Source organism: Candidatus Eisenbacteria bacterium (assembly GCA_035577985.1).
Taxonomy (GTDB): domain Bacteria; phylum Desulfobacterota; class Binatia; order DP-6; family DP-6; genus DATJZY01.
This window is the reverse complement of record DATJZY010000107.1, coordinates 66,640-92,746: the sequence shown is the minus strand read 5'-3', so window position 1 is coordinate 92,746 and position 26,107 is coordinate 66,640. Positions and strand designations below refer to the sequence as shown.

At 71.8% G+C, this 26,107-nt stretch carries 27 protein-coding genes; 11 read left to right on the top strand and 16 right to left on the bottom strand.

The features are described 5' to 3' along the window. Positions 1-4 precede the first annotated feature (4 nt). Positions 5-991: a hypothetical protein gene (locus tag VMS22_15415; GenBank protein HXJ35421.1), complete on the top strand. Its 987-nt coding sequence runs from the start codon at positions 5-7 to the stop codon at positions 989-991. A 106-nt stretch (positions 992-1,097) separates the two neighbouring features. After that, complete coding sequence (locus VMS22_15410; protein HXJ35420.1) at positions 1,098-1,550, top strand: hypothetical protein; 453 nt, start codon at positions 1,098-1,100, stop codon at positions 1,548-1,550. A 370-nt stretch (positions 1,551-1,920) separates the two neighbouring features. Here VMS22_15410 and VMS22_15405 read toward each other — a convergent pair whose 3' ends face one another. Genes VMS22_15405 through VMS22_15395 form a run of 3 tightly spaced genes read right to left on the bottom strand, consistent with a single transcriptional unit; the run spans position 1,921 to position 3,799 of the window. Then, positions 1,921-2,454, bottom strand: coding sequence for a gamma-glutamylcyclotransferase (locus VMS22_15405; GenBank protein HXJ35419.1), 534 nt, complete (start codon positions 2,452-2,454; stop codon positions 1,921-1,923). Then, entirely contained in the window at positions 2,451-2,849 is a 399-nt protein-coding gene (locus VMS22_15400) for a hypothetical protein (protein ID HXJ35418.1), read from the bottom strand. The genes VMS22_15405 and VMS22_15400 overlap by 4 nt, the downstream gene beginning before the upstream one ends. Then, positions 2,849-3,799, bottom strand: a complete 951-nt coding sequence (locus tag VMS22_15395; GenBank protein ID HXJ35417.1) for an MBL fold metallo-hydrolase — start codon at positions 3,797-3,799, stop codon at positions 2,849-2,851. The genes VMS22_15400 and VMS22_15395 overlap by 1 nt, the downstream gene beginning before the upstream one ends. 80 nt (positions 3,800-3,879) lie before the next feature. On the opposite strand from VMS22_15395, the gene VMS22_15390 reads away from it, so the two are divergent. Further along, positions 3,880-4,308, top strand: coding sequence for a DUF420 domain-containing protein (locus tag VMS22_15390; GenBank protein HXJ35416.1), 429 nt, complete (start codon positions 3,880-3,882; stop codon positions 4,306-4,308). Positions 4,309-4,318: 10 nt separating this feature from the next. Then, a complete protein-coding gene (locus VMS22_15385; protein HXJ35415.1) occupies positions 4,319-5,824 on the top strand; it encodes an aldehyde dehydrogenase family protein in 1,506 nt (501 codons plus the stop codon). A 12-nt stretch (positions 5,825-5,836) separates the two neighbouring features. On the opposite strand, the gene VMS22_15380 is transcribed toward VMS22_15385, so the two are convergent. Then, on the bottom strand, positions 5,837-7,219 hold the full coding sequence (locus VMS22_15380) for a HAMP domain-containing sensor histidine kinase (GenBank protein HXJ35414.1): 1,383 nt from the start codon (positions 7,217-7,219) through the stop codon (positions 5,837-5,839). A 245-nt stretch (positions 7,220-7,464) separates the two neighbouring features. Between VMS22_15380 and VMS22_15375 the strand changes: the two genes are divergently transcribed. Genes VMS22_15375 through VMS22_15365 form a run of 3 tightly spaced genes read left to right on the top strand, consistent with a single transcriptional unit; the run spans position 7,465 to position 11,813 of the window. Next, positions 7,465-9,216 carry a M3 family oligoendopeptidase gene (locus VMS22_15375; GenBank protein HXJ35413.1) on the top strand — a complete coding sequence of 584 codons (1,752 nt, stop codon included), beginning with the start codon at positions 7,465-7,467 and terminating at the stop codon, positions 9,214-9,216. A gap of 45 nt (positions 9,217-9,261) precedes the next feature. Then, on the top strand, positions 9,262-10,473 hold the full coding sequence (locus VMS22_15370; protein ID HXJ35412.1) for a pitrilysin family protein: 1,212 nt from the start codon (positions 9,262-9,264) through the stop codon (positions 10,471-10,473). After that, positions 10,473-11,813: a hypothetical protein gene (locus VMS22_15365; GenBank protein ID HXJ35411.1), complete on the top strand. Its 1,341-nt coding sequence runs from the start codon at positions 10,473-10,475 to the stop codon at positions 11,811-11,813. Before VMS22_15370 ends, VMS22_15365 begins: the two co-directional genes overlap by 1 nt. Here VMS22_15365 and VMS22_15360 read toward each other — a convergent pair. Together VMS22_15360 and VMS22_15355 are read right to left on the bottom strand one after the other, a co-directional pair. Next, positions 11,767-12,279 (bottom strand): hypothetical protein, encoded by a 513-nt coding sequence (locus VMS22_15360; protein HXJ35410.1) that lies wholly within the window; start codon positions 12,277-12,279, stop codon positions 11,767-11,769. The genes VMS22_15365 and VMS22_15360 overlap by 47 nt on opposite strands. After that, entirely contained in the window at positions 12,246-12,503 is a 258-nt protein-coding gene (locus VMS22_15355; protein HXJ35409.1) for a hypothetical protein, read from the bottom strand. The genes VMS22_15360 and VMS22_15355 overlap by 34 nt, the downstream gene beginning before the upstream one ends. A gap of 133 nt (positions 12,504-12,636) precedes the next feature. On the opposite strand from VMS22_15355, the gene VMS22_15350 reads away from it, so the two are divergent. Genes VMS22_15350 through VMS22_15340 form a run of 3 tightly spaced genes read left to right on the top strand, consistent with a single transcriptional unit; the run spans position 12,637 to position 15,861 of the window. Further along, a complete protein-coding gene (locus VMS22_15350) occupies positions 12,637-14,022 on the top strand; it encodes a DEAD/DEAH box helicase (protein ID HXJ35408.1) in 1,386 nt (461 codons plus the stop codon). Between the two features lie 9 nt (positions 14,023-14,031). After that, a complete protein-coding gene (locus VMS22_15345) occupies positions 14,032-14,907 on the top strand; it encodes a DMT family transporter (protein HXJ35407.1) in 876 nt (291 codons plus the stop codon). Positions 14,908-14,940: 33 nt separating this feature from the next. Beyond that, a complete protein-coding gene (locus VMS22_15340) occupies positions 14,941-15,861 on the top strand; it encodes an alpha/beta hydrolase (protein HXJ35406.1) in 921 nt (306 codons plus the stop codon). On the opposite strand, the gene VMS22_15335 is transcribed toward VMS22_15340, so the two are convergent. Beyond that, positions 15,851-16,534 (bottom strand): aminotransferase class I/II-fold pyridoxal phosphate-dependent enzyme, encoded by a 684-nt coding sequence (locus tag VMS22_15335; GenBank protein ID HXJ35405.1) that lies wholly within the window; start codon positions 16,532-16,534, stop codon positions 15,851-15,853. The two genes, VMS22_15340 and VMS22_15335, sit on opposite strands and share 11 nt — an antisense overlap. 460 nt (positions 16,535-16,994) lie before the next feature. Here VMS22_15335 and VMS22_15330 point away from each other — a divergent pair, with 460 nt between their 5' ends. After that, positions 16,995-17,168, top strand: coding sequence for a hypothetical protein (locus VMS22_15330; GenBank protein HXJ35404.1), 174 nt, complete (start codon positions 16,995-16,997; stop codon positions 17,166-17,168). Here VMS22_15330 and VMS22_15325 read toward each other — a convergent pair. The 9 genes from VMS22_15325 to VMS22_15285 form a co-directional block, all read right to left on the bottom strand. Beyond that, positions 17,123-18,523: an aldehyde dehydrogenase family protein gene (locus VMS22_15325; GenBank protein HXJ35403.1), complete on the bottom strand. Its 1,401-nt coding sequence runs from the start codon at positions 18,521-18,523 to the stop codon at positions 17,123-17,125. The two genes, VMS22_15330 and VMS22_15325, sit on opposite strands and share 46 nt — an antisense overlap. 180 nt (positions 18,524-18,703) lie before the next feature. Then, positions 18,704-19,105, bottom strand: coding sequence for a CoA-binding protein (locus VMS22_15320; protein HXJ35402.1), 402 nt, complete (start codon positions 19,103-19,105; stop codon positions 18,704-18,706). A 3-nt stretch (positions 19,106-19,108) separates the two neighbouring features. Further along, positions 19,109-19,930 (bottom strand): hypothetical protein, encoded by an 822-nt coding sequence (locus VMS22_15315; GenBank protein HXJ35401.1) that lies wholly within the window; start codon positions 19,928-19,930, stop codon positions 19,109-19,111. Continuing rightward, positions 19,927-21,981, bottom strand: a complete 2,055-nt coding sequence (locus VMS22_15310) for a CoA transferase (GenBank protein ID HXJ35400.1) — start codon at positions 21,979-21,981, stop codon at positions 19,927-19,929. Before VMS22_15310 ends, VMS22_15315 begins: the two co-directional genes overlap by 4 nt. A gap of 5 nt (positions 21,982-21,986) precedes the next feature. Continuing rightward, positions 21,987-22,493 carry a class IV adenylate cyclase gene (locus VMS22_15305; GenBank protein HXJ35399.1) on the bottom strand — a complete coding sequence of 169 codons (507 nt, stop codon included), beginning with the start codon at positions 22,491-22,493 and terminating at the stop codon, positions 21,987-21,989. A 9-nt stretch (positions 22,494-22,502) separates the two neighbouring features. Next, positions 22,503-23,393: an LLM class F420-dependent oxidoreductase gene (locus VMS22_15300; protein ID HXJ35398.1), complete on the bottom strand. Its 891-nt coding sequence runs from the start codon at positions 23,391-23,393 to the stop codon at positions 22,503-22,505. Between the two features lie 81 nt (positions 23,394-23,474). Further along, a complete protein-coding gene (locus tag VMS22_15295; GenBank protein ID HXJ35397.1) occupies positions 23,475-24,758 on the bottom strand; it encodes an LLM class flavin-dependent oxidoreductase in 1,284 nt (427 codons plus the stop codon). 20 nt (positions 24,759-24,778) lie between these two features. Next, on the bottom strand, positions 24,779-25,429 hold the full coding sequence (locus tag VMS22_15290) for a ferritin-like domain-containing protein (GenBank protein HXJ35396.1): 651 nt from the start codon (positions 25,427-25,429) through the stop codon (positions 24,779-24,781). 1 nt (position 25,430) lies between these two features. Then, entirely contained in the window at positions 25,431-26,012 is a 582-nt protein-coding gene (locus VMS22_15285; GenBank protein ID HXJ35395.1) for a TetR/AcrR family transcriptional regulator, read from the bottom strand. Positions 26,013-26,107 lie beyond the last annotated feature (95 nt).

The following is a 26,107-nucleotide window of genomic DNA, read 5'->3' as shown; positions in this document are numbered from 1 at the left end:
GCTCATGCGCGCCGCCGTGCTCGGACTCCTCGCGCTCGTGCTCGCCGCGACGGCGCAGCCGGCGGGCGCCTTCGTGCTGATCAAGATCCGCGAGATGTTCCCGGGCTCCACGGCGCACCCGACCGCGCTCTATGTGATGCTGCAGCTGATCGGCGATGGGCAGGGTGACGTCACGAGCCATCCGATCACGTTCTACGACGCGACCGGGACGCCGCTGCCGGGCTTCACCTTCCCCTCCGACGTCACGAACGACGTGAACCAGGCGACCATCCTCGTCGGTACGACGGACGTCGCGAGCGCGTTCGGCGTGACGCCCGACTTCCCCACCACGCCGACGTTCGTCGCGAGCGGCGGCAAGATCTGCTTCGACATCATCGACTGCGTCTCGTGGGGCAACTACACGGGCGACACGGCGGGTGTCTGCTCGAACGGACAACCGCTCGTGTGCACACCGGCGGCCTCGTCCGGAATCCCGGACGGCAAGGCGATCCGCCGGCGGATCGACCGCGGCAACACCGGTCTCCTCGACTTCGCCGACGACACCGGCGTCGGTGCGGACGACTTCGAGGTGGTCGATCCGAACCCCATCCCCAACTCGATCGTGCCGACCACGACGACCACGACCACGCCGGGGAGCGGCCCGACGACGACCACCACCACGACCCTGCCCTGTGCCCTTCCGGGACTGGACGGGGCGCGCTGCGTGCTCGCGCAGCTCCCGCCCGCGTCGTGCGCGGGGGTGAAGTTCCCGAAGAAGATCCCCCGGCTCGTGGCCTCCGGCGACGACCTCCTCGCACGTGCGCAGTCGACGACCGTCGACCGGCAGGTAGCACGGCTGCTGAAGAAAGCGGCGGCAAAGCTCGCCAAAGCGAGCAGGCTGGTGACCAAGGCCGGCAACACCGGCAAGCTGCCCCCCATCTGCGCGACCGACCTCGGGGGCATCGTCGAGGCGGCGCGGGATCGCCTGGCTACCATCGTCCCTACGTCCTGAACGTCCGAAATCTTGGACGTTGTTCCGCTCGATTGGACGACCGCACGACATTCCGACGCAGCTTCGCGGGGCGTTTGCGGCACGCTCGTTGCTGGTAGGATGAGGCATGGCACTGCCCACCCTCGACCTCGACCACCAGCTCGACTGCCTGCGGGGCCTGCACGCGGATCTCGAAGAACACTTCTGGTCCGGCATCGCCGACGGGGCGGCCGTGGAGCGCCACCGCTACGCCCTCGGCGTCGCGATAGGACAGCTCTCGCAGCGCATCGCGTGCATCGAGGAGATCGCGCGCCACTACGGCTCGCAGACGCTGCGGCCGGAGGGACTCGCGGCCGACGAGGCGCGTGCCCTCGAGCGGTCGCTCGAGGTCCTCGACGGCGAGTTCGTGATCGAGGACGACCTCGCCGCGGCAACCATGTGGGGCCGGATCCGCCGGATCCTCTCGGCCGTCGACGACCTCCTCGTCGCTGCGGCACGTGCGATACCCGTTCCCGACGCGGACGAGACGCGGCCTGCGGGTCGCGCAGGCGTCGTCGTCGCGCTCGCCCGCTCGAAGTAGCCGCCGCGCGCCCGAGAACGCCGCGCCGGGGTGGACAGCCCAGGGCCCCGAGAGTACCGTGTAAGCATGGCTTCCCGGTCGGAGCAGACACAGGCTCCAGCGCCGGCGTTGGCTGGTGACCGGGGCCGAGGTACGGCAACTGGCGGTCGCACCTCGGCGGCGGGGATCTGGACCTGCCTTGGGGTTCTCGCCGAGAGGAAGGAGGTGATCCAGTGACGTTATCCCCTACGGTGATCTGTGAGGTGGTGGCCTCCTAGGTCGGACCCAGATCAACACGTCGCTGGGTCACCCTACGGGGACCCAGGCACCACCGAACCCCGATAGCCCCCGCAGCACCGGCGGGCGGCGGCTCCGAAGCCGCCGAAACAGGCTATCGGGGTTCCTTTTTCAGCGCCCGATCGAGCAGCTTTCGCGCCGCGGCCCCCTCCGGCGTCTCCTCGACCGCCGGGACCGATCGCAGCCACGCCACGTAGCCGGCGGGCAGGCCGTGGATCTCGGCCCCTTCGACGAGCAGCGACATGTATCGCCGCGACGGCCGCAGCGCCGGATCGCGACGGTCCGAGGTCAGGGTGAACGCTTCGAGCGCCGCCGGCGGATCCCCGAGCGTCGTCAGCCGCACCGTCACCCGCCGGTAGTTGTCGATCAGCACCCCTTCCGTCAGGTCGATGTGCTCGAGGTCGTGCGTCGTCACCTCGTAGGCCACGCCGAGAACCTCGGCCCGGGCCTCCTCGACGAGGTTGGCCATGGCTTCGCCGATGGGCAGGATCGGCGGCTTGTCGAAGACGATCCGCCAGCCCGCGAGGCGGGCGGCGACCGCGCGCAAGGGGACGATGCCCCGCCGCCCGCCGAACGTGGCGGGCTGCATGTTCGATCCGTACGCGAAGTACCAGACGCGTCCGCTCATGCGCACGAGAGACGGATCGCGAACGAGTGCGAGGTGTCGGCGACCAGCCCGATCCAGCAGTCGGCCCAGCCGTAGCGCTCGGCGAGCAGGCGCCGGATGCGCTCGTGTCCGCCGGGATTCGGCTGGACGTCGGCGGTGCAGCGCAGGCGCGTCGCGTGGCGTTCCAGCACGAGCGCCGGCGTGCGCTGCAGATCCTCCAGGAACGGGCGCTCCGGACCGGCGGCTTCGACCCACAGCGCACCGGCGTCCTCCGCGATCCAGGTGCGCGTGCGCCGCGGCGCGCCCCGTGCGTCGGCGGTCTCGAGGACGACCACTTCGCGCCCCTCGAGGGCGACGAGCGTGATCGCGCCGAACGCGACGGCGGCGGTGACGACCACCACGAGCGCGCGACGCATCAGTGCGTGCGACGCGCGTCGTACGCCGTCCGCACCTCGTGCATGCCGGCGAAGAGCACGTTCACGTCGAGCGGCGCATCGTAGGCCTCGCCGCGGAACTCGCGGTAGGCGCGCTCGACCTGGAACACGATGCGCTCGGGCTCGGTCCAGGCGGCGTAGGGTCCGAGATCGATTCCCTTCGACGTTTCGACGACCGTCCGCCCGGCGTCGAAGCCGCGACGGGCCTCGCGGCGCACGTACTCGAGGTACGCCTTCATCTCGCGAGGTCCTTCGACGCCGCACAGCGGCCCGTGGCCCGGAACGACGACGGCCGGATCGAGCGCCACGATCTCGTCGAGCGCGCGCGTCCAGCCCTCGAACGTGCCGTCCCAGCCGATCGGCGTGCAGAGCCGGAAGAGCACGTCGCCCGCGAACACCACGCGCTCGGCCGGCAGGTGGACGATGACGTCGCCGGCCGTATGGGCCGGCCCGACGTAGCGGAGCTCGACCCGCACGCCGTCGAGATCGAGATCCATCCGGTCGTCCATGAGCGTCGTCGGGGGCGTCAGCTCGACGCCGGTGAAGTCCCAGTCCGCGAGCTTCGCGGCGAGGGCGCGCAGCACGGGATTCTCGCTCGCGACCTGGCTGCGCAGCATCTGCATCGTCTCGGGACGCTCGCGGCCGAAGCTCGCGGCACACCGGCGGTGGCCGATGATCTCGGCGCCCGGGAAGAGCTGGTTCCCCCATGCGTGGTCACCGTTGTGATGCGTGTTCACCACCCGGCGCGCCGGCGCGCGCCAGACGCGGCCGTAGTGGGCGAGGAGCTCGCGCGTGTGCGGCAGGTCCCAGAAGGTGTCGACGACGAGGCCACCGCCGCGATCGACGAGCCCCGAGTTGCTGGTACCGAGCCCGCGCTCCTCCTGCAGACACGTGTAGACGCCGGGGGCGATCTCTCGCAGCTCCATGGCCATGGAGACGGCCTAACACCACCGTCGCAGCCGAGGCAACGCGGCCCTTCAGTTCGGGCGCCGGTCTGCGCTACACCTCTGGCGTGACCCAGGAACGCCTGACGCTCGTCTCGACGACCTTCATCGTGCTCTCCGGCCTCTCGCTGCTGGTCGGGTGGTACTTCATCCGCGCCCGGCGCAGCATGGAGCGTCACCGCGCGGCGATGCTGGCCGCGACGGCGTTCGCCGGGCTCTTCCTCGTCGCCTACGTGACGCGCTGGAGCCTCTACGGCTCCAAGCCGTTTGCGGGCACCGGATGGTGGCGCACCTTCTACCTCGCGAACCTTGCGCCGCACATCGTGCTCGCGATCGCGGTGGGGCCGCTCGCGATGCGCCTCATCTACCTCGCCGCCGTCCGCCGGGACTTCGCGTCGCACCGCCGCCTCGCGCGCGTGACGCTCCCGATCTGGCTCTACGTGGCGGCGAGCGGCTGGCTCATCTACTACATGCTCTACAGGATGTCGTTCTCGTAAGGGAGGTCCCATGGCCACCGGAGCAGTTTCGATGCCCGCCGCGACGCTCGTCGTACGCGACCCCGCGCGCGGCACCGTGGTCGGCGAGCTGCCGATCGACGACGCAACGGCGGTCGGCGCGGCGGTGGCGCGCGCCCGCGCCGCAGGAGCCGCCTGGGCGGCGCTGCCCGTGCGCGAGCGGGCCGCGCTGGTGAAGCGCGCACGGCGCGAGATCGTGAAGGTGCGCGCCGAGATCCTCGACCTGCTCGAGCGCGAGACCGGCAAGGCGCGTTTCGACGTCGCCGGCGAGCTGATGGGCGTCTGCATGGACATCGGGTATCTCGCCAGGCGCGCGCCCAAGTGGCTCCGCAGAGAGCGCGTGAGCACGCGGCCTCTGTTCGGGAAGCGCGGCTACGTCGTCTACAAGCCGCACGGCGTCGTCGGCATCATCAGCCCGTGGAACGCACCGTTGAACCTGGCCCTCGGCGATGCGGTCCCTGCGCTCCTGGCCGGCAACGCGGTCGTGGTGAAGCCCTCCGAGCTGACGCCGCTGGCGACCCGACGCGCCGTGGAGGCCATGAACCGGGTGCTGCCGCCCGGCGTCCTGCAGGTCGTGATCGGCGCCGGCGAGACCGGCGTCGCACTGGTCGACCAGGTGGACATGATCTGCGTCACCGGATCGCCCGAGACCGGCCGTCGCGTGATGGAGCGCGCCAGCCGGCGCCTGACACCCGTGCTGCTCGAGCTCGGCGGCAAGGATCCCATGATCGTGCTCCGTGACGCGGACCTCGACCGTGCCGCCAAGGCCGCGACCTGGGGCGGCTGCATGATGACCGGCCAGGTCTGCATGTCGGTCGAGCGCGTCTACGTCGAGGCCCCGGTCCTCCAAGCGTTCACCGACAAGCTCGTCGCCGAGATGCGTGCGGTCCGCACCGGCGCGAACGGCCCGGACGCCGAGATCGACTACGGGCCGTTCACGAGCCCGAAGCAGATCGAGATCGTCGAGCGCCACCTCGCCGACGCGGTCGCCAAGGGCGCGAAGGTGCTGTGCGGCGGCAAGCGCGTCGAGAGCGCGCAGGGCCTCTTCTTCGAGCCCACCGTAGTCGCGAACGTCGACCACTCGATGTCGCTCCTCACCGAGGAGACCTTCGGCCCGATCGTCCCCGTCATGCCCGTGCGCGACGCCGACGAAGCGCTGCGGCTCGCCAACGACACCTCGTACGGCCTCAACGCGAGCGTGTGGACGCAGGACCTCGAGCGCGGCATGGCGCTCGCGGGCCGCATCGAGAGCGGCAACGTGTGCGTCAACGACTGCGTGATATCGGCCGGGGTCGCGGGGCTGCCCTTCGGCGGCGTCAAGCAGAGCGGCGTCGGTACGCGGCACGGCGGCGCCGAGGGGCTGCGCCAGTTCTGCGTCCGCCAGGCGATGCTGGTCGAGCCGCGGCGCCGCAAGACCGAGCAGCAGTGGTTCCCCTACTCGACCCGACGCGCCAGGCAGATCGAGCAGCTGATGGGGCTGATGTTCGGCTGGCGGTGAGCGGGGCGCCGCTCAGGCGGCGTCCGACACCTTGCGAGCGGTCGGCTGCGCCGCGGCCTCTTCGACGAGCGGGGACGCGGGGCTCTCCGCGGGCGGGCTGTAGGGCAGCTGGACGGTGAAGACCGTTCCCTTGCCCACCCTCGACTCGACGCGAAGATTGCCACCGAGCAGCGACACGTATCGCCGCACGATGGCGAGGCCCAGGCCGAAGCCGGCGTCGCGCCGGGTGCCCCCGCCGTCCACCTGACAGAACGGCTCGAAGATCCGCGAGAGCTGCGCCTCGGGGATGCCGGGACCGGTGTCGGTGACGCTCATCTCGACCTGCCGCTCGCGCGCGAGGTCGCGGACCGCGATCGTGACCGCGCCATTGATCGTGAACTTGATCGCGTTGCCGATCAGGTTCTCGAGCACGATCAAGAGCTTCTCCGGGTCGCTCTCGATGACCGGCAGATCCTGCGGGAGCTCCCAGTCGAGCTTCACGCCGGCGCGCAGCGGCATGCGCTCACGCTCGCGAAGATCGTGCATGAAGCGATCGAGCGGCAGCGGATCGATGCTGACCGGCACCTTCCCGGCCTCGAGCTTGCCGAGGTCGAGCAGGCCGTTCACGAGCCGCAGGAGGTCCTCGGCTACCTCGCGGATGCGCTTGGTGAGCGCGAGGCTCCCGGGAGCCAGGTCGTGCTCCGGGGCGATCAGCATCTCGCTGTAGCCCAGGATCACGTTGAGCGGCGTGCGCAGCTCGTGCGACATGCTCGCGACCAGCTCGGACTTGAGGGCGTTCGCGGTGGTGGCGGCCTCGTAGAGCTTGCGCAGCTGCGCGGTACGCTCGGCGACGCGCTCCTCGAGCTCGTGCGCCTTGGCGAAGCCGCGGTCGGCCCGCCCACGCTCGTGGCGCATCTGCGTGATGACGTGCCCGTAGAAGAGCGCGACGGCGAAGAAGAACACGATGCGCAGGAGATGGGGGCCCATCCAGAAGTTCGGGCCGGCCATGAGGTAGACGTTGGCGGCGCTGACGACGGTCGTGCCGAGCACGACCATGGTGAGGCTCTCGCCGATCGCCGACAGGAAGAGCACGAAGAAGTAGAGCAGGAAGAACTCCTGGCCCGTGACGCCGGCGGCATGGAGGCTCCACGAGACCCAGAGCGTGTCGGCCACGAGAACCGGGGCCTCGATGTACCACGAGAACAGCCGCTCGGGCGGCAGATGGCCAAGGCCGACGTTGCTCGCCAGCGCCGCCACGATCATGAGGGCGGTCGCCGGCGCCACGGACGGCGTCGACCGGTAGGACAGCACCAGGTACGAGGCGCTGATGATGAAGACGTACCGGAGGAGGAGGAATAGACCCTTCGGTCCCCCGCCGACGTGACGGAAGGACGCCTCGTCGGCGCTGTGGCTCACGTGGCGCAATGGCAGCAAATCACGCGCCAATTGCGTTGTCGTCTGCCTACCGGAGGATCGGCGGCGCCCGTCCGGCACAAACCCGGCACCCCGTCACGCCGTCGTCGGTCCGGAAAAGGACGCGGCGGTCACCGCCGTACGTCGGGGTGTCAGAGTTCCGGCGACCGGCGTGGCGGGCTTGCCGGAAGAGGCTAGCGCATCGCACGATCGTGGAGGCGCGGCACTCGACCGGATACAAGAGCCCGATGGCCGCCGCCTGGGATCTGTCACCGCTCTACGCCGCGCCGGACGACTCGCGCATCGACGCCGATCTCGCCGCCGCCGCGCGCGAGGGCGAGGCCTTCGCCGCGCACCATCGGGGCCGCGTCGCGATCCTCGACGCGGCGGCGCTCGCCGAGGCGATCGCCGGGTACGAGGACGTCCTCGAGCGCGGGCGGCGTCCCGCCTTCTACGCCCATCTCCTGTTCGCGGCCGACACCCGAAGCGAGGTCGCGCGGCGGCTCGTCGACCGAACCCGCGAGGCCCACGTCGCGCTCGCCAACACGCTCACCTTCTTCGAGCTCGAGCTGAAGGCGATCCCCGACGGCGCGTTCGCGGCGCTCGCCGCCGATCCGGCGCTCGCCGGTCGCCGTCACTGGCTCGACGTCGTCCGCCGCCGCCGCCCGTACACGCTCTCCGAGCCCGAGGAGCGGATCGTCAACCAGAAGAACCTCACGGGGCGCGGCGCGCTCGTCCAGCTCTTCGACGAGCTCTCGGGGTCGCTCCGCTTCCGCATCGACGACCGCGAGCTGTCGGGCGAAGAGGTCCTCTCGCTCCTCTTCGAGCCCGATCGCGCGCGTCGCGAGCGCGCGTACACCGTCTTCCTCGAGACGCACGCGACGTTCGGCATCGTGTGGGCCAACGTCTTCAACGCGCTCATGAACGACCACCGCATCGAGTGCGAGCTGCGCCACCTGCCCGATCCCGTGCTCCCGACCCACCTCGACAACGAGGTGCGCCCCGAGACGGTCGACGCGATGATGGCGGCGACCGAGCGGCACTACGAGGTCGCGCGAGAGTACTTCCGGCTGAAGGCGCGCCTGCTGGGCCTCGAGAAGCTGAAGAACACCGACCTCTATGCGCCGCTGGGCGACGCCGCCGCCCGCGTTCCCTTCGACGAGGCCCGCGCGCTCGTCCTGGACGGGTTCGCGGCGTTCTCGCCGACCTTCGCCGAGCTGGCGCGCGACTTCTTCGAGCGCGGGTGGATCGACGCGGAGGTGCGGCCCGGGAAGCGCCTCGGCGCCTTCTGCGCGGCGTCGAGCCCGCGCGCGAACCCCTGGGTGCTGCTGTCGTACACCGAGACGCCGCGCGACGTGGCGACGCTGGCGCACGAGCTGGGGCACGGGATCCACGATCGCCTGGCCTCGCGCCAGCGCCTGCTCGACTTCTCGCCGCCGCTGACGCTCGCCGAGACGGCGTCGGTCTTCGCGGAAATGACCCTCACGCGCGTGCTCCTGGATCGGGAGCCGCGCCGCGAGGTCCGCCGCGCGCTCCTGTGCGCGAAGATCGAGGACACGATCGCCACGGTCTTCCGCCAGAACGTGCTCACGCGATTCGAGATGGCGGCGCACGCGCGCCGTCGCGACGCCCCGCTCACCGCGGACGAGCTGGGCGAGCTGTGGTGGGGGGAGAACGCGAAGCTCTACGGCGATGCGGTCGAGATGATCCCGGCCTACCGGTGGGGCTGGGCCTACATCCCGCACTTCATCCACAGCCGCTTCTACTGCTACGCATACGTGTTCGGAGAGCTGCTCGTGCTCGCGCTCTACCAGCGCTACCGCGAGCAAGGGCCGGCGTTCGTCCCGCGCTACCTCGAGCTGCTGGCCGGCGGCGCTAGCGTCGCGCCCGACGCCGCCCTCGCGCGCATGGGCTTCGACATCGACGACGCGGCGTTCTGGGAGCGCGGCTTCGCCGTCGTCCGCGACCTCCTCGCCGAGCTCCGGGCGACGCTCGACTGACCCTCCACCCTCGCGCGCGCCGCGGGCAGGCGGTAGAACGCTCGTGTGATCGGAGGCCTCGAGGACCCGCTGCGTCTGCGGCACGGCGATCTGACCGTCCTCTACGACCACGTGCCGGGGCCGCTCACGGCGATCGCGGTTGCGATTCGCGCCGGATCGCGCGTCGACGGCCGCCACCTCGGCCTCGCCCACATGACCGAGCACATGCTCTTCCAGGGCACGCACACGCTCGACCAGGTGACGCTCAACCGCCGCGCGGGGGAGCTCGGCGGGGAACACGACGCCGACACCGGCCACGAGGACATGATGGTGCACTTCGAGGTCTTCAACGAAGACGTCGAGGAGGCGCTGGGGCTGCTCGCCGAGCAGCTCTTCCGGTCGACCGTCCCGGTCGACCGCTTCGGGAAGGAGCGCCGGGTCGTCATCGACGAGATCCGCGGCCGGCAGGAGGATCCCGCCAACCATCTCCACGAGCGCGCCTGGGAGCGCTTCTTCACCGAGCCGCTGGCGCACCCGATCGCGGGGACGGTGGGTAGCGTGCGCGCCATGACGCCCGCCGCCGTGCGCCGCTTCATCGCGCGCTACTTCGTGCCGGCCAACATGGTGCTCGCGGTCGTGGGCGGCATCTCGCGACGGAGCCTGCGCCGCGCCGTCGCGCGGACCTTCCCGTCGCGCGGGGCGATCGCGCCGCCGGTCCCGCGACGGCCGCGCCGGCGCACGACGGGATTCGCGCGCCTGCGGCGGCGGGATCTGACCCAGACCTACCTCGTGCGCCTCGCCGCCGCACCGACCAGCGCGCGCGACCTCCTCGCGCTCTCGCTCGCGATCGAGATCGTCGGCGCCGATCCGGATGCGCGCCTCTTCCAGGAGGTGCGCGAGCGGCTCGGGCTCGGCTACGACGTCGGCGCTTCGCTCGAGCACGGGCGCGACTGGGCCGTGGCCGTGATCTCCGCCAGCGCCGCGCGCGAGCACGAGACGCGCCTCCAGGGCACGGTCGAGCGCACCTGCCGCCACGCCGCCGAGGGCTTCACCGCCGAGGAGCTCGACCGGGCGCGCAAGAAGGTGCGCTATCGCTTCGCGCGCCTGGCCGACTCGCGCATGGAGCGCGCCGTCGCCCACGCCTCGCGCGCCGCCAGCAACCACCCGTCCCTGACCGCGACCGCGCGCCTCATCGACCGGATCGGCCTCACCGACGTGAACGCGGCCTGGCGGCGCCTGCTCGCGGCGCCCACCCTGACGGCGGTGCTCTCGAGCTGATGTGGGCCACGGCGGCGCTGCTGGTCGCGACGATCGCGCTCTGCGCCGGCGCGACCGAGACCCCGCTCCCGCTCGGCCCGTGCGGCCCGATCGCGCGCCGGCACGAGCACGTGGACGTGGCGACGCACGAGCTCCGCAAGCTCGCCCGCACGCCGATCGGGCGGATCGGCGTCGTCGCGCAGCGCGGCGGCGCCGTCGTGCCCATCCCCTTCCAGGTCGACGAGCGCGAGGGTCGCAAGATCGCGATGCCGGATGGCGACGAGCCGACCGGCGACAGCAAACCCGGCGTGCTCGATCCGGACGACCTCCTCGTCTTCCTGCCGTGCGACGCGGGCCTGCGCGTCGACCGCGAGCGCCTCGCCGCAGCCGTATCCGGTCTCGAGACGTGGCGCGAGGTCGAGGTCGTCGATCCGATCGACGGCACGCACGGCTTCGCCTACGTCGTGGTCGCCGAGCACCCGCCCGCGACCGACCGGAGCTACGTCGCCTACGACTCGAAGAACGACTTGGTCTCGACCGCGGCCTATCGCATGGGGATGGTGCAGGCGCTCCCCAGCTACTTCGCGGTCGCGCTCGGACACCCGCTCGGCCCGAACCTCCTCGACGGCCTGCGCCTGCGCGCCGAAGGGACCCTGCTCGGGAACCTCGCGACCGTCCATCTGACCGAACGCGACGCGCGGCACACGCTGATCGCGTGGCGCGCGGGTCCGGTCCGCGTGGTGCGTCGCTCGCGCCACGACGTCGACCTGCTCGGGATCGGCATCCACATCTCCGCCGGCGTCGCGAACACCGCCTTCTACCCGCTCCACGTCTTCGGACCGGGCTCGATGAAGCTGCCGATCTCGCCCGGCCTCCTCTTCCGCCGCATCACGGCGATGGGCGGCGTCGACCTCCGCGACCTCCGCGGCTGGCGCTTCGTCGCACCCGGTACGCCCCCCGGCGGGCTCGCGATCGACGGCACCATGGACGAGGTCGAGCGCGCGTTCACGGCGAACGGAACGTGGTTCGTCCTCGTCCACGAGCGCGAGGCGATCCTGGTCACGATCACGCTCTCCGAGAACCTCGCGCGCGCGATTCCGTTCGGCATCGTCTACGACGACGACGCGTCGCACGCGTCGCCCCCCGAGCTCGATCCCGGCCACGTGCCGCTGGTGGGCTTTCAGGGCCGTGGGCTCGAGCGCCTGCCGGCCGACCGCTACCACTTCGACCTGCGCGTCTTCCTCCTCCCCGACTACCGCCCGGGCGACGAGCGGCGCGTGCTCGCGCAGCAGGCGACGCCGCTCGTGGTCGAGGTCAGCGGTCCAGCATCGCCCGCAGGCGCGCCAGCAGCGCCTCGGTAGCGTTGCGGATCGGCTGGCGGTCGCCCGACGAGAGGTTCGCGATGGTGGCGGCCTCGGCGTTGATCCGCATGCGTTGCCCCGTGTGGAAGACGAAGGGGGCATCGACCTCGAACGGCGGCAGGCGAGCGGCGAGGCAGTGCTCGTCGAACCCGTCCGCGAAGCTGCTCGCGACCACGGCGATGAATCCGGCCGCGCCCAACGCCCGGGCCGCCGCGGCGCCGCCCTCGCCGTGTCCGAGCCGCTGCCCCGCCACCAGCACCGTGCCCGCCTCGAGACGCGCCACGAGGCCGCCGCCGAGATCGGCGAAGAGGCCGTGCGCGGCCTGTGCGGGCGGGAGGGACGAGGCGCGGGGCGGCAGGATGTCCGACGCGCCCAGGTTGTCCGCGAACGCGATCGCGTGCCCGAAGAGGACGGGAACGCGCGCGCCGGGATCTAGCGAACCGCCACCAGGCCCGGAAACGTCCATCGGGGTCCCGGCCGCACCGTCACCAGACGACTCGGATGGCGCAGGACGACGCGCGCCTCGTCGACCGTGATCGCGCGGCCGAAGATGCAGTAGCGTCCCCGCTCGTCGCGCTGATCGTTCGCCCAACGGGTCAGCTCTTCCGCGGACGGCGCATGCCCCAGCGCAACGGCGCACTGCCGCACGACGAAACCGAGCATGATGCGAAGTGGCTCGCCCTCGGTCATCCTCGTTCTCGTGTCCCACGGGCTCGGGCGCGACGTCAAGCACCATATGCGCTTGACACACTGCGGGTAGGGCCGTCATTGAGAGCGCGTGACGTCCGACGCGACCGAGCCGGCGGCGTCCGACGCGGCTCGCATCGCGACCGGGCGCACGTTCGACAGCTTCGATCTTCCCGAGCCCGTGCGGGCCGGCATCCGCGCGGCCGGGTTCGTCCATTGCACGCCGATCCAGGAGAAGACGCTCCCGCTCGCGCTCGCGGGCAAGGACGTCGCCGGCCAGGCGCAGACGGGAACCGGCAAGACCGCGGCGTTCCTCGTCACCCTGTTCACGCGCCTGCTCGAGCGCACGCGCGCCGGCCGGCCGGCCGCGCCCCGCGCGCTCATCATCGCGCCGACGCGCGAGCTGGTCGTCCAGATCGCGAACGACGCGCGCCTGCTCGGCCAGGCGACGCCGTTCACCATCCACGCCGTCTTCGGCGGCGTCGACTACAAGAAGCAGCGCGAGGACGTGCAGGCGGGCGTCGACGTCCTCATCGGGACGCCCGGACGCCTCATCGACTACCACAAGCAGCGCGTCTACGACCTGCGCAGCGTCGAGATCCTGGTCATCGACGAGGCGGACCGCATGTTCGACATGGGGTTCATCAAGGACCTGCGCTACATCCTGCGCCAGCTCCCGCCTTTCGAGCGGCGGCAGTCGATGCTCTTCTCGGCGACGCTCAACTTCGACGTCATGGAGCTCGCCTACGTCTTCATGAACGACGCCGTGAAGGTGTCGGTCACGCCCGAGCAGGTGACGGCCGAGAACGTGGAGCACCTCGTCTACCACGTGGGGCTCCACGAGAAGATGCCCGCGCTGATCGGGCTCCTGCGGCGCATGCCGGGCGCGCGGGTGCTCGTGTTCACGAACATGCGCCGCTCGGCCGACCGCATCGAGCGCTACCTCGAAGCCAACGGCTTCCACGCCGCCGCCATCACCGGCGACGTCGACCAGCGCCGGCGCCTGCGCATCCTGCAGGACTTCAAGGACGGTACTCTGCCGATCCTGGTCGCGACCGACGTCGCGTCACGCGGCCTGCACATCGACGGCGTCACGCACGTCGTCAACTTCGACCTGCCGCTCGATCCCGAGGACTACGTCCACCGCATCGGCCGCACCGCGCGCGCCGGCGCCTCGGGACACGCCATCAGCCTCGCCTGCGAGGACTACGTCGAGGGGCTCGACGCCATCGAGAAGTACATCGGCTTCAAGCTCCCGCACGACTTCCCGGACGATGCGCTGCTCGAAAAGCACGTCGTGCATCCGCCACGCCGGCCGCGCGAGGATCGGCGCGACCGTCACGAGCGGCACGATCGTCGCGGGGGCGGTGAGCACCATCGCGAGCGCCGCCCCGCCGTACACGAGGCGAAGCCGGCGCATGCGAGCCCCGGGCCGACCGGAACCGGCGACGGGCAGAAGCGCAAGCGCCGCCGCCGTCGCCGCAAGCGTCCCGACGGCGCACCGGCTCCCGCGGGCGGCTGACGAGCCGCCTTGCGCGCGCGGCTCCTCGTCCTGCTAGCGGCGCTGCTGTTCTCGACCGCGGGCGCCGCGATCAAGGCCTGCAGCCTCACGGCATGGCAGGTGATCGCCGTTCGGTGCGCGCTGGGCGTCCTCGTGCTGCTCGCGCTCCTGCCGGAGACGCGCGTCCGCTGGCGCGCGTCGACGATCGCGGTCGGCGCCGTCTACGCGCTCCAGATGATCCTGTTCGTGTCGGCGACCAAGCTGACGTCCGCGGCGAACGCCATCTTCCTGCAGTCGACCGCGCCGCTCTACCTGCTCGTGCTGGGGCCGTGGATCCTCCACGAGCCCGTGCGCCGGCGCGATCTGCTCGTCATGGCGGCGCTCGGGATCGGGCTCGCGACGATCCTCGTCGGCGAGGTGCCGCAGACGGCGATCGCGGCGGATCCCGACCTCGGCAATGCGCTCGCTGCCGCGACCGGGCTCCTGTGGGCGCTCACGGTGACGGGCATCCGCTGGACGGCGCGCAGCGCAGCCGGCGCCGGGACCGCGCTGGTCGCGGGCAACGTGGTCGCCTGCCTCGCGTGCCTGCCGCTCGCGCTCCCGATCCGCGGCGCGACGCCGGCGGACTGGGGCATCGTCGTCTTCCTCGGCGTCGTGCAGGTGGGACTCGCCTACGTCTGCCTCTCGGTCGGCATGCGCGACGTACCGGCGCTCGAGACGTCGCTGCTCATGCTGATCGAGCCGGTCCTGAACCCGGTCTGGACGTGGCTCGTGCACGGCGAGCGCGTCGGCAGCGCGTCGCTCGCGGGCGGTGCGATCGTGCTGGCGGCGACTGCGGCGCGCGCGGTCGCGGACGCGCGTCGCGCTCCGGTGGCACCCCCATATCGGGCCGAAGTGGACCGTTGATGGATTTCGACCGGCGCGCCACGTTTGGGGGTCATGAACAGTGCGTCGCCCGCCGCACCGCAGGAGCGATCGCTCCGGGTGGACGGCACCACCCTCGCGTACGTCGAGCGAGGGAATCCCGAGGCCGAGCCCATCGTCCTGCTGCACGGATACCTCGGCAGCTACATGAGCTGGCGGCACCACACCCAGGCGCTCGCCGAGACCCATCGCGTGCTCGCGCTCGACTGGTTCGGCTGGGGACGGTCGGGCACCGGCCGGACGAGGCGCTACGACTACGACACCGAGGTCGACCGCCTGCGGCGCGTGCTCGACGCGCTCGGGGTCGGCTCGTGCAACCTCTTCGCCCACGACTACGGCGGCTTTCTCGCCCTCGGGCTCGCCGAGCGGCATCCGACCCGGGTTCGGAGGCTGGCGCTCCTCAACAGCCGCGCCCACCGGACGTTCACGCCGGCCTGGGTCACGATCTTCGGCCTGGCCGGCGCCGGCGCGCGCCTGCCGATCGTCCGCCAGATCGTCGCGCGCCTGCCGATCGGCGCGATCCATCGACGTGGTGCCCGGCGTGAATTCGCGCGGGGCGTCTTCACCGAGGAGTCGTTCGCCTACGCCGCAGGCTGGATGTCGAAGCCCGGCGGCGGACGCTTCTACGTCGACTTCTTCCGCGACTATCGGGTTCGGCCGCGCGCCGACCTCGCGCGCGGCCTGCCTGCGGTGTCGTGCCCCACGGCCGTCATCTGGAGCCGCCGCCCCTACCTGCCGGTCGAGATCGGCACCGAGCTCGCCGCCGCCATCCCGAACGCGAAGCTCACCCTCGTCGACGCCGGGCACTTCGTCATGGAAGAGCGTCCGCGCGAGGTCGCGCAGGCGCTGTCGGACCTGCTTCGCACGCCGGCGCACGACGCGCATGGGCTCGTCCACGTGGACGGCTCACCGGGCAAGGTCCGTCTCACGCGCTGACGTCGTCGAGAGCGATCGCGAGGCGCCGGATCCGGTCGCGGATGGCCGCGTCGGTGAGCGACGCGTAGCCGAGGAGCAGGCCGGCCCGGTCGGGCGGCTTCGCGCAGTGGGGGGTGATCGGGAACACGCCCACGCCGGCGGCCTCGGCGCGGCGAACGAGCGCCGGGAGCTTCTTCGCCGGCAGACGCCGCACCCAGAGCAGGGCGTGGATGCCCGCATTGACGCCGGCCACCTCGACGCGATCGCCGAGGTGCTTGGCGACCGCATCCAGCAGCACCGCACGCCGCGCGGCGTTGCGCGCCCGCGAGCGGCGCACGTGCCGCTCGCCGAGCGCGGCGACGTCGAGCCCGTCACCGTCGACGGGCGCCGTCACGATGCGCGCGCCCGCGGCGAGAAAAACGCTCCGTGCCCCGGCGTAGTGCATCTCCTCCAGCAGCACGCGATCGCCGCGATCGAGCAGCACGCGCGCCGTGAGGTCGAGCGTCTGCTGCGAGCCGTTCACGATGACGACCCGCGCGGCGTCGCACACGACGGCACGCGCGCGGTGGAGATAGTCGGCGATGGCTTCGCGCAGCGAGGGCGCGCCCTCTGGCGGGCCGTAGTCGAGATCGCGGGCGGACGCCCGGCGCGCGCCACGTCGCGTGTGGAAAATCCCGGAAGGCAGGACGGCCATAGCGGAAGTCGCACGCCAGACGCGCCGAGCGCGCCGCCCACGAGACGCGCCAGTCCCGGATGGTCTCTCCGAAGCGCGACAGACGCGGCCGCACCGTGGGCCGCCCGAGGTCCGCGTCGGGTCGCCGCAGGACCGAGGTCGCCTCGTCCGGGAGGTCGGGCGTGACGTAGGTGCCCGATCCGCGCCGCACGGAGGCGTAGCCCTCGCCGATCAACTGCTCGAAGGCGAGCGTCACCGTGTTGCGGGAGAGACCGTTGTCGGCGGCGAGCACCCGCGTCGACGGGAGGCGCGTGCCGGGACGCAGCCGGCCGCCGAGGATCTGCGCGCGCAAGGCGCGGTAGAGCTGGAGGTGCAGGAGCCCCGAACCGTCGAGCTTCAACAGCATGCCGGCCTCGGCGTGCACCTCGGTGACGAAAGTGGTCCGTTGAGAGGGCCTCCCTCCCATGGCACCCGCCTCCCCATGCTGCAACTCTTCCACGGCACGAAGCCGCACCCCTTCCTCGGCGCCGGGCGCGAGGTGCGCATCCGACGCAAACGGCCGGCGACGCGCGTGGCGCCGCCGGCCGTGTCGCGGATTCGCGGGCGCGACTACTTCTTCGCGTTCACGACCTGCAGCTCGGTGAAGGCCTCGTAGCCCCAGTGGCCGTTCTCGTAGCCGAGGCCGCTCCACTTGGAGCCGCCGAAGGGCGCGAACGGCGTGATGTCCATGTGGTGGTTCACCCACCCGGTGCCGCACTCGAGCTCCTGAACGAGCTCCATTCCCTTCTCGCGATTGCCGGTCCAGATCGAGCCGCCGAGACCGTAGTGGGTGGCGTTCGCCTGCGCGATGGCGTCGTCGATCTTCGAGTACTTGATGACCGGCAGCGCGGTGCCGAACTGCTCCTCGTCGACCAGCCGCACGCCGGGGCCGACGTTGGTCACGATGGTGGGCGGATAGAAGTAGCCCGACCCTTCGAGCCGCACGCCGCCGGCCTCGATCTTGCCGCCGTGCTTCTTCGCGTCCTCGACCAGCCCCATCACGCGATCGAGCTGCATCTTGTTGTTGATCGGCCCGAGCTGCGTGTCGGCGTCCGTGCCGGGCCCGACCTTCGCCTTCTTGGCGAGCTCCGTGAGCCCCTTCACGATCGGGTCGTAGACCTTCTCGTGGACGTAGAGGCGCTTCACGGCCGTGCACACCTGGCCGGAGTTCTGGAACGCGCCCCAGAACAAGCCCTCGGAGACCGCCTGCGGGTCGACGTCGTCGAGCACGATCGCCGGGTCGTTGCCGCCGAGCTCGAGCGTCACGCGCTTCAGGTCCTCGACGGCGTAGCCCATGATCTTCTTGCCGGTGGCGACGCTGCCGGTGAACGAGATCTTGCGCACGTCGGGATGGGTGGCGAGCTTCGCGCCGAGCTCGTTGCCGCCCGACAGCACGTTCAGCACCCCCGCCGGCACGACCGACTTCAGGATGTCGGCCACCATGAGCGAGGTGAGCGGCGTGTAGGGCGACGGCTTCGCGACCACCGTGTTGCCCGCGAGCCAGGCCGGGGCGAGCTTCCACGCGAGCAGGATCACCGGGAAGTTCCACGGCGTGATCGCCGCCACGACGCCGAGGGGCTTCCGGACGACCTTGATCGTCTTCTCGCCGTCGTCCTGCAGCGTCTCGGGCTCGGTCGCGAGGTTCGCGAAGTAGCTGAACCACATCGACGCGCCGAACACCTCGGCCATGGCGGCGGTCATCGGCTTGCCCTGCTCCTGCGAGAGCACGGCGGCGATGTCCTGCACGTGGCCCTGGATCGCGGCGGCGCACTCGTTCAGCTTCTGGCGGCGCAGCGCCTCGTCCTTGCGCCAGGTCTTGAAGGCACGCGCCGCGGCGGCGACCGCCTCGTCGACGTTGGCGCCCGTGCCCCGCGGACACTGCGCGAAGGGCTCGCCCTTGGCGGGATTGATCACGTCGTCCCATTGGCCGGTCGTCACGGACCGGCCGTCGATCACCATCGAGTATTCCATCGGGATCTCCTCTAGGGGGGTGAAGCTGCGGGCCTGGGTCGTAACCCAGGCGTGTGAGCGTGGCAACAACGGCCGGAGTCGTGGGGCGCAGAGGCGCCGCGCAGGCCGGCCTCGTCGAACGCGTAGCGCAGCACCCGTGCCGCCTCGGGCGGAGGCGCGCCGTTTCGAGCGCGGGCCCGGTCACCGTCCGATCCCGCGCGCGTGGTCGCGCATCATGCAGCGATCCATCACCACGAGGAGACCGGCGGCGCGCGCCCGCGCCGCCGCGGCCTCGTGCACGACACCGTCCTGCATCCACACCGCCCGGGCGCCGACGCGGATCGCGGCGTCGACGACCGGCGGGACCAGCTCCGAGCGCCGGAAGACGTCCACCACCTCGATCGGTCCGGGCGCCTCGCCGAGCGACGGCCAGCACGGTCCGCCCAGCACGTGCGCGATGTTCGGATTGACGGGGATGACCGTGTAGCCGGCGCCCTGCAGATACGCGGCGACGCGGTTGGAGTCGCGGTCCGGGCGATCAGAGATGCCGACCACCGCGATCCGGCGGTAGTCACGCAGGATGCGCGCGGCGACGTCGTCCATGCCTCAGCGTACGCTGCGCGGCGGGAAGCGGACAAGACGCGGGCGCGACGGCCAGCGGGCGCGCGTGCGCTCGAAGCCGGCGACGATCTTCTCCGCCATCGCGGTACGGAGCGCCCACTCGCCCGGCGTCTCCTGTCGCCGCCGCCAGGCCGCGAGCCCGGCCCGCCGCACGGCGCGCCGAAAACGATCCGGCGTCTCCCAGTCGAGCCCGCGGCACTCGACGTATGCCAGCTGCGGTACCGCGGCGGCGACCAGCGCGGCCCATTCGCCGTAGATCTCCTCGCCGCGTGCACGCGACCGGCGCGCGAGCTCGCCCGCCGCGCCGGCGGGAAGCACGAACGACGGCACGAGCACGTCGAGCCGCCCGGCGACGCCGAGCTCGTCGGCGATGAGCCGGCCGGCGACCAGCTCGGTCGCCCACAGCGGCCGGTGGTGCGAGGCGTGCGCCGTCGCCGTGCGGCCGACGAGCAGCGGGCCCTGCCGCCGCGAGAGACGGAGCACGGCCGCGAGCTCGCGCGGCGCGACGCGCAGCCAGTGCACCGCGCGATCGAAGTCGACGTAGTGGACGGCCGGCGCGGCGGTCTCGAGCGCGCCCCGGATCGCCATCCGGTAGAGCGGCCCGCGGGTGTTCGCCGGCGGCGTACCGGCATGGACTCCCGCCGCGGCGAGCTGCCGGACGATCCGCTTCGACGTCGGCGGGCTCGTCGCGACGGCGACGCCGGCATAGAGCGCGCGAAGCCGCGGCAGCGCCCGCTCGATGTCGTCGCGCAGCGCCGCCGTCGGGTCGTGGAGCGTCGCCGCGAGCGCGATCGGGAACGGCCTCACACGCCCACGACGCCTGCCGCGACCAGACCTGCGACGCGCGCCTCGTCGTACCCGATCTCGGCCAGGATCTCGCGCGAGTGCGCGCCGTGCCCGGGACCGGGGCGCCGGTACCCGATCGGCGTCCGCCCGAAGCTGACGAGCGGCCCGCCCATGGTGACCGGACCCAGTGCCGGGTCGTCCAGCGTGACGAAGGCGTCGTTCGCACGCAGATGCTCGTCGGCCAGCATCTCGGGGAACGAGAGACAGGGCGCCGCCGGAACACCGAGGGCCTCCAGACGAGCGAGAGCGTCGGTGCGCGAGACCGCGCCGAACCAGGCCGCGATGCGGTCGCCCTCGCTCCCTTCCGCAGGCGTCGCGAGCGCCACGGCGACGTCCGCGGGCGATCCGAGCGCCCTCGCCTGCTCCTCGCTCGTCGCGGCGACGCACAGCCACCCGGTCGCCGTCGGATAGAGGCGCCGCGCGGCGGCGGGCCCGAGAAAGTCCCGCCCGCCGACCGGTCCACCGGTCATGTGCGCCGCCTGGTCGACGAGCGCCGTCCGCATGAGGCTCACGTCGACGCGCTGGCCGCGGTGGCTCCGTTCGCGCGCGACGAGCGCCGCCACGACCGCGAAGGCGCCGAGCGTCCCGGCCGAATAGTCGTTGTAGGCGATCGTGTGGAAGACCGGATCGTCGGAACCGCCCTGCGCGGTCATGAAGCCCGAGCGCGCCTGGAAGACGGGATCGAAGCCGGGCAGCGTGGCGAGCGCTCCCTCCGCACCGGTCACCGAGACGAGCACGAGCGCCGGGTTCACCGCTTCCAGCCGGTCGCGCCCGAGCCCGAGCCGATCCATGACGCCCCCCCGGAAGTTCTCGACCACGACGTCGGCGCTCCGCGCCAGGTCGAGCAGCGCGTCGCGTCCCTCGGGTCGCTTCAGGTCGAGCACGACGGAGCGCTTCCCGCGGTTCCAGCCGTGGAAGCCGTACGCCGTCATGCGAAAGGGATCGCCGTCCAGCGACTCGATCTTCACGACGTCGGCGCCGAGGTCGGCGAGCAGCATCGGGCAGACGGGCCCGGCGATGAAGCTCGTGAGATCGAGCACGCGGATGCCTTCGAGACACGACCCCGCCGGCGGCGGGGGGCGAAGGGTCGCGGGCGCGCCCGGGGCGATGCGCGCCGCCGGCGGCGGCTCGAAGGGGTCGCCGGCCAGCCCGGCCGCCCGCACCTCGGGGTCGCGCAGGTACTGCTCGCGCGACTGCACCTGGCCGCACGGGATGTCGGCCGCGCGCAGCGCGCCCACCCACGCCGCGGTCGTCCGCTGCGCGAACACGGGCTCGAGCTCGCCGCGCACGAAGGCACGCAGCTCCGGCGCGCCGAACGTGATCGGGTTGCCCTGCAGTCGTTCGTCGGCGAGGAGGTCGGTGCGCCCCAGGAAGTCGAGCAGCTTCACCCAGAACGGCTGCGTGAGCGCGCCGAGGAAGATCCATCCGTCGGCGGTCGGGTAGAGGCTGTAGCTCGGGTAGACGCCGCGCGGATCGCCGCCGACGAGGAGCGCGCTCTGGTGCGACGGACCGGTCACGTAGGTGCCGCCGTTCAAGGCGAGCGAGCCTTGCAGCCCGTTCACGTCGAGGCGCTGACCGGATGCGCCGCGCAGGCGGGCGAAGTGCGCCGCGGCGACGCCGAGCGCGGCCAGCATGCCGGTCATGTAGGAGACGACGGGCGTCGCGAGCCACACCGGCCGCCCCGACCACGACCACTGGAGCGCGTGCACGCCGGTCGCCGCCTGCACGAGCGCTTCGTCGGGCGGAAGCGCCCGACGCGGTCCCGTGCGGCCCCAGGCGCTCACGCCGCAGGCGATCGGGGCGCCGTCGGCCTGCGCGCCCTCGTCGGCGATGACGGCGTCGACTGGCCCCGCCGCGGCGGCGACGCGCTTGCGACGATCGAGGATCGGGAACGGGCTCGCCTCCGCGCGCGAGACGTCCGCACCGAGGCCCGCCAGCAGGTGACCAGCATAGGTCGCGGCGAGCCCTCGCGTCCGCTCGTCCACCCGCAGCCCGGCAAGCGCGCCCGGCATCGCCGTCACGCTCGCAGGAGGTCGCCGTACGACGCGCGCAGACACGCGGCTTCGGAGAGTCCGAAGGCGTCGAGCAGCCGATCGACCGCTGCGCGGCAGCGCGCCTCGTCGTGCGTCGCGTCGACGACGGCCTCGAGCTCGAGGAACGTCCCGAGCCCGTCGACCGTGTCGAGGTGGATGCGGACGTTGTCCAGGAGCCACAGCTCGCGCCGCTTGCGAACCGTCACGAGCGGACGTGTCGTCGGCACGAGGCATGCTTCCCCCTCGGCGTCGCGCACGGGAGAGACCTCGTACGCGCTCACGCGCACGCCGGCGTCCTCGCGTCGATCGTAGCGGATCAGCTCGGCGCCGCGGCCGGTCGTGCGGAGCTTCACGCGCCGGCCGCCGTCCAGCTCGAAGTATCGGTCGACCTGGTCGTCGGCCCAGGTGAAGCGCGCTCCCACGCGGTCGGCGATCGCGCGCGCGGCGGCGAGATCGGCGAGGCGCGCCTTGATCTCGACGTTGCGCGGCATGCAGACGCCTCAGCTCACGCGCGCGATCACGGAGCGGCCGAACCACGCCAGGCGGTCGAGGTACTGCGGCCAGCTGTCGGCGCCGACGCCGACGTGGAACGCGGTCGCGCCGGCCTCGCGCCAACGGTTGACGTCGGCGAGCACCTTGTCGGCAATGACGCCCGCGGGTGCCGCGAGCGGCGCCACGAGCTGGAACGCGTCCGATCGGCCGGCGTCGTGGCGCAGGTGGCGCGCGTAGGCGGCCTTGGCCGCGAAGTCCTCGGCCGTGAGCTCCCACGGAATCCATCCGTCGGCCAGACGCGCGGCGCGCTTCACGGCGGCGTTCGAGTTGCCGCCCACCCAGAACGGCGGGCGCGGCTTCTGGACCGGGCGCGGCCACACCATCATGTCGCGAAACGAGATGAACTCGCCGTCGAAGTGCGCGACGTCGTGCTCCCAGGCCGCCGCGAGCGCCCTCAGGTACTCGTCGGTGATCTTGCCGCGGTTCTCGTAGTCGGCGCGCAGGGTCGCGAACTCGGGCTTCAGGTGGCCGCTGCCGACGCCGACGATCACGCGGCCCGCGGAGAGGTGGTCGAGCGTGCCGTACTGCTTCGCGATCACCAGCGGGTGGCGATACGGCAGCACGAGCACGTGCGGCATCAAGCGGATGCGCGTCGTGACGCCGGCGACGAACGCGAGCGTGCTGCCAGCGTCGTACCACGTCGGGCCCATCGCCTGGGCGCGCGAGACGGGGATGGCGGGGTGGTCGCTGCACGACACCCAGGCGAAGCCGGCGGCTTCGGCGGCGCGTGCGGCGTCGAGGATCTTCGCGCCGTCGACCTCCTGCTCCCAGGGGCGGACGCGCGACGGAATCTGCTGGATCGCCGGTAGCCCGGTGCCGAACTCCGGAACGGAAGACATCGGGCCGAGCTAACGAGTGCGCGGCCGGGGGTCAAGCGCGGCGGACGTGCGGGTTGCGCGCCGCACGCCCGTCGCGGCGGCTCATGCGGTCGGCCGCTCGCCGGCGAGCGCCTGCTCGACCTGCTGCACCGCCGGCCCCATGTTGCGGCGTTGCGGGAGCTGCGTGATGTCGACGCCGAGCCGGGCCATGAGCACCGGATACGACTCGAGCGGCTCGATTTCCCGCGCGGCGTCGAGCGGCGGGATCTTGGCCATGGCCTTCGCCACGTACGGCGCCAGCTCCTCGCTCTTGCGGCGCAGGTTCGCGTCGTGCCGCTCCTTGAAGCCGGGCTGCACGCGCGACGCGAAGAGCTCGAGCGACGAGCAGATGTCCTCGTGCCGGTTGTTGCCGCCCTGCTGGATGAAGATCACCTGGTCGACGCCGACCTTCTCGAAGGTCTCGAGGTTCGCCCGCACCTCGTCGGGGTTGCCGATGCCGCCGGTCGGCACGGTGGGGAACGGGGGCGCGGCTTTGAAGAGGTCCCAAATGTTCGTGCGGCCCGGGACGTGCGTGCCGGTGATGTAGTAGTGCGCGAGCGCGAAGCCGAAGAACTTGAAGCCCTCGAGCCCGAGCGCCACGGCCGTCTCGCTGTCCTCGTGGCACATGAAGCCCGTCACCATCGCGATGTTCGGATTCACCGCGCGGCCGAGCGGCGTGCACTCGCGCTTGAAGGTCTCGTAGTACTCGTCGACCCAGTACTTGGCCTCGGCCGGGTCGATGAACGCGAAGGTGAGCGCGCCGATGCCGAGGCGGGCCGCGAGCTTGATCGTGTCGCGGTTCGAGCACGCGACCCAGAGCGGCGGATGCGGCGTCTGCACGGGCTTCGGCACCACGTTCCGGCACGGCATCGAGAAGTACTTCCCGTCGTAGCCGGGGTACGGGCTCATCGACATCATCTTGGCCGTCTCGCGCACGGCCTCCTCCCACATGTCGCGCTTCTCCATGTAGGGGACGCCGAACCCCTCGAGCTCGATGCGCGAGCTCGACTCGCCGGTGCCCCACTCGACGCGGCCGTTCGACACGAGGTCGAGCGTCGCGATGCGCTCGGCGACGCGCGCCGGATGGTTGTAGCCCGGTGGCTGGAGCGTGATGCCGTGGCCCAGGCGGATGCGCTTCGTGCGCTGGCTGCACGCGGCCAGGAACACCTCGGGCGCCGAGGAGTGCGAGTATTCCTCGAGGAAGTGGTGTTCGACCTCCCAGGCGTAGTCGATGCCGAGGCGATCGGCGAGCTCCACCTGGTCGAGCGCCTCCTGGAAGAGCCGCTGCTCGGTGCCCTGCGCCCACGGTCGCGGGAGCTGGTGCTCGTAGAAGATGCCGAACTGCATCGTGGCCTCCTTCGCTGTGCTCAGGCGCCGCCGCCGAGCACGCGCTCGATGGCCTGCGCCGCCTGCGCGCGCCGCGTCTGCTGGAAGATCGCGAACTGTGCGCGCGCCTGCTCGAGCGCCTGGGTCACGAAGCCGCCGAACTCGCCTTTGCACTGGCGATCGAGCTCGTGCTCGACGTAGGAGAGGTGGAACTTCTCCTCGTCCATGACGCTCTTGAGCGCGTCGATGTCCTCACGACGATCGAGGCAGAGGAGGTGGTTCTCGAACTGGTTGTAGGCGAGCCGCTCGATCGCGTTGATCCCGGCGAACACGAGGATCCGTCGCATCTCGGGCGGCAGCGTCTCGACCAGCTTGCGCTGCTGCTGGAACTCCTCCGGGCTGTTCGCGAAGTAGCCTTCGACCTCGGTCGGCAGGGGCGGCGGCTCGACGCCGATGCGCTGCATCCAGTCCGTGAAGAGCTTCGAGTGCCGATCCTCGTCGCGATAGTGGATCTCCATCGCGGCGTGCAGCTTGCCCTCGGGCTGCATCTCGCCCAGGAGGCGGCGGAGCGCGACGACGCCGGCGTACTCGCCGATGCGGTAGTTGCCGAGGATCACCGCGTGGGCCTGCGGATGGCGTACGACTTCGCGGAACGCCGTCAGGTCCACCGGCATCTGGTTCGTCTGGTCCATGTCAGCCGTCCTTTCGTCGGCGCACCGGGTGGGTACGCTCGTTGAGCGCCCGCAGCTCGCGGTGCAGCGCTTCGATGTCGATCGCGTCGGGCTCGAGGAGCCACTGCAGGAAGATGCCGTCGAAGGTCGCGACCGTGATGATGGCGAGGCGCCGGCGCTGCGCGGCGTCGGGAACGATCTCGCGCAGACCCGCCTCGAACATGTCGCGGATCGACCGGTAGAGCTGCTGGAGACGCGTCCGCAGCTCCGGGCGCTCCTCGACGCATTCGAAGAGGAGCCACAGGACCAGGCGGCGCAGCTCGGGCCGTTCGCGCAGCGTCTCGGCGAAGAAGCGCCAGGTCGCGTCCTCGCGCGCGCCGAGCGTCGGCAGCGCCAGGATCTCGCGCGCCGGGCCATGCGCCACCTCTTCGAGCACGCGCTCGGCGACGCGCAGGAGCAGCTCCTCCTTCGAGCCGAAGTGCCAGAGGATCGAGCTCTTCGCGACGCCGACCTCCTCGGCGAGGAGGTCGAGCGACATGCCGTGGATGCCGCGCGCGGCGACGAGCCGCAGCGTCGCCTGCAGGATCGCCTCCTCGGTGCGCACGCCGCGCTCCTGTCGACCGCGCTCGCGCCGGCGTACGATCGGGCGAGTGGCGCTGGAGCGAACGGCGGCGCGGCGAGGCATAATTAACCTGACCA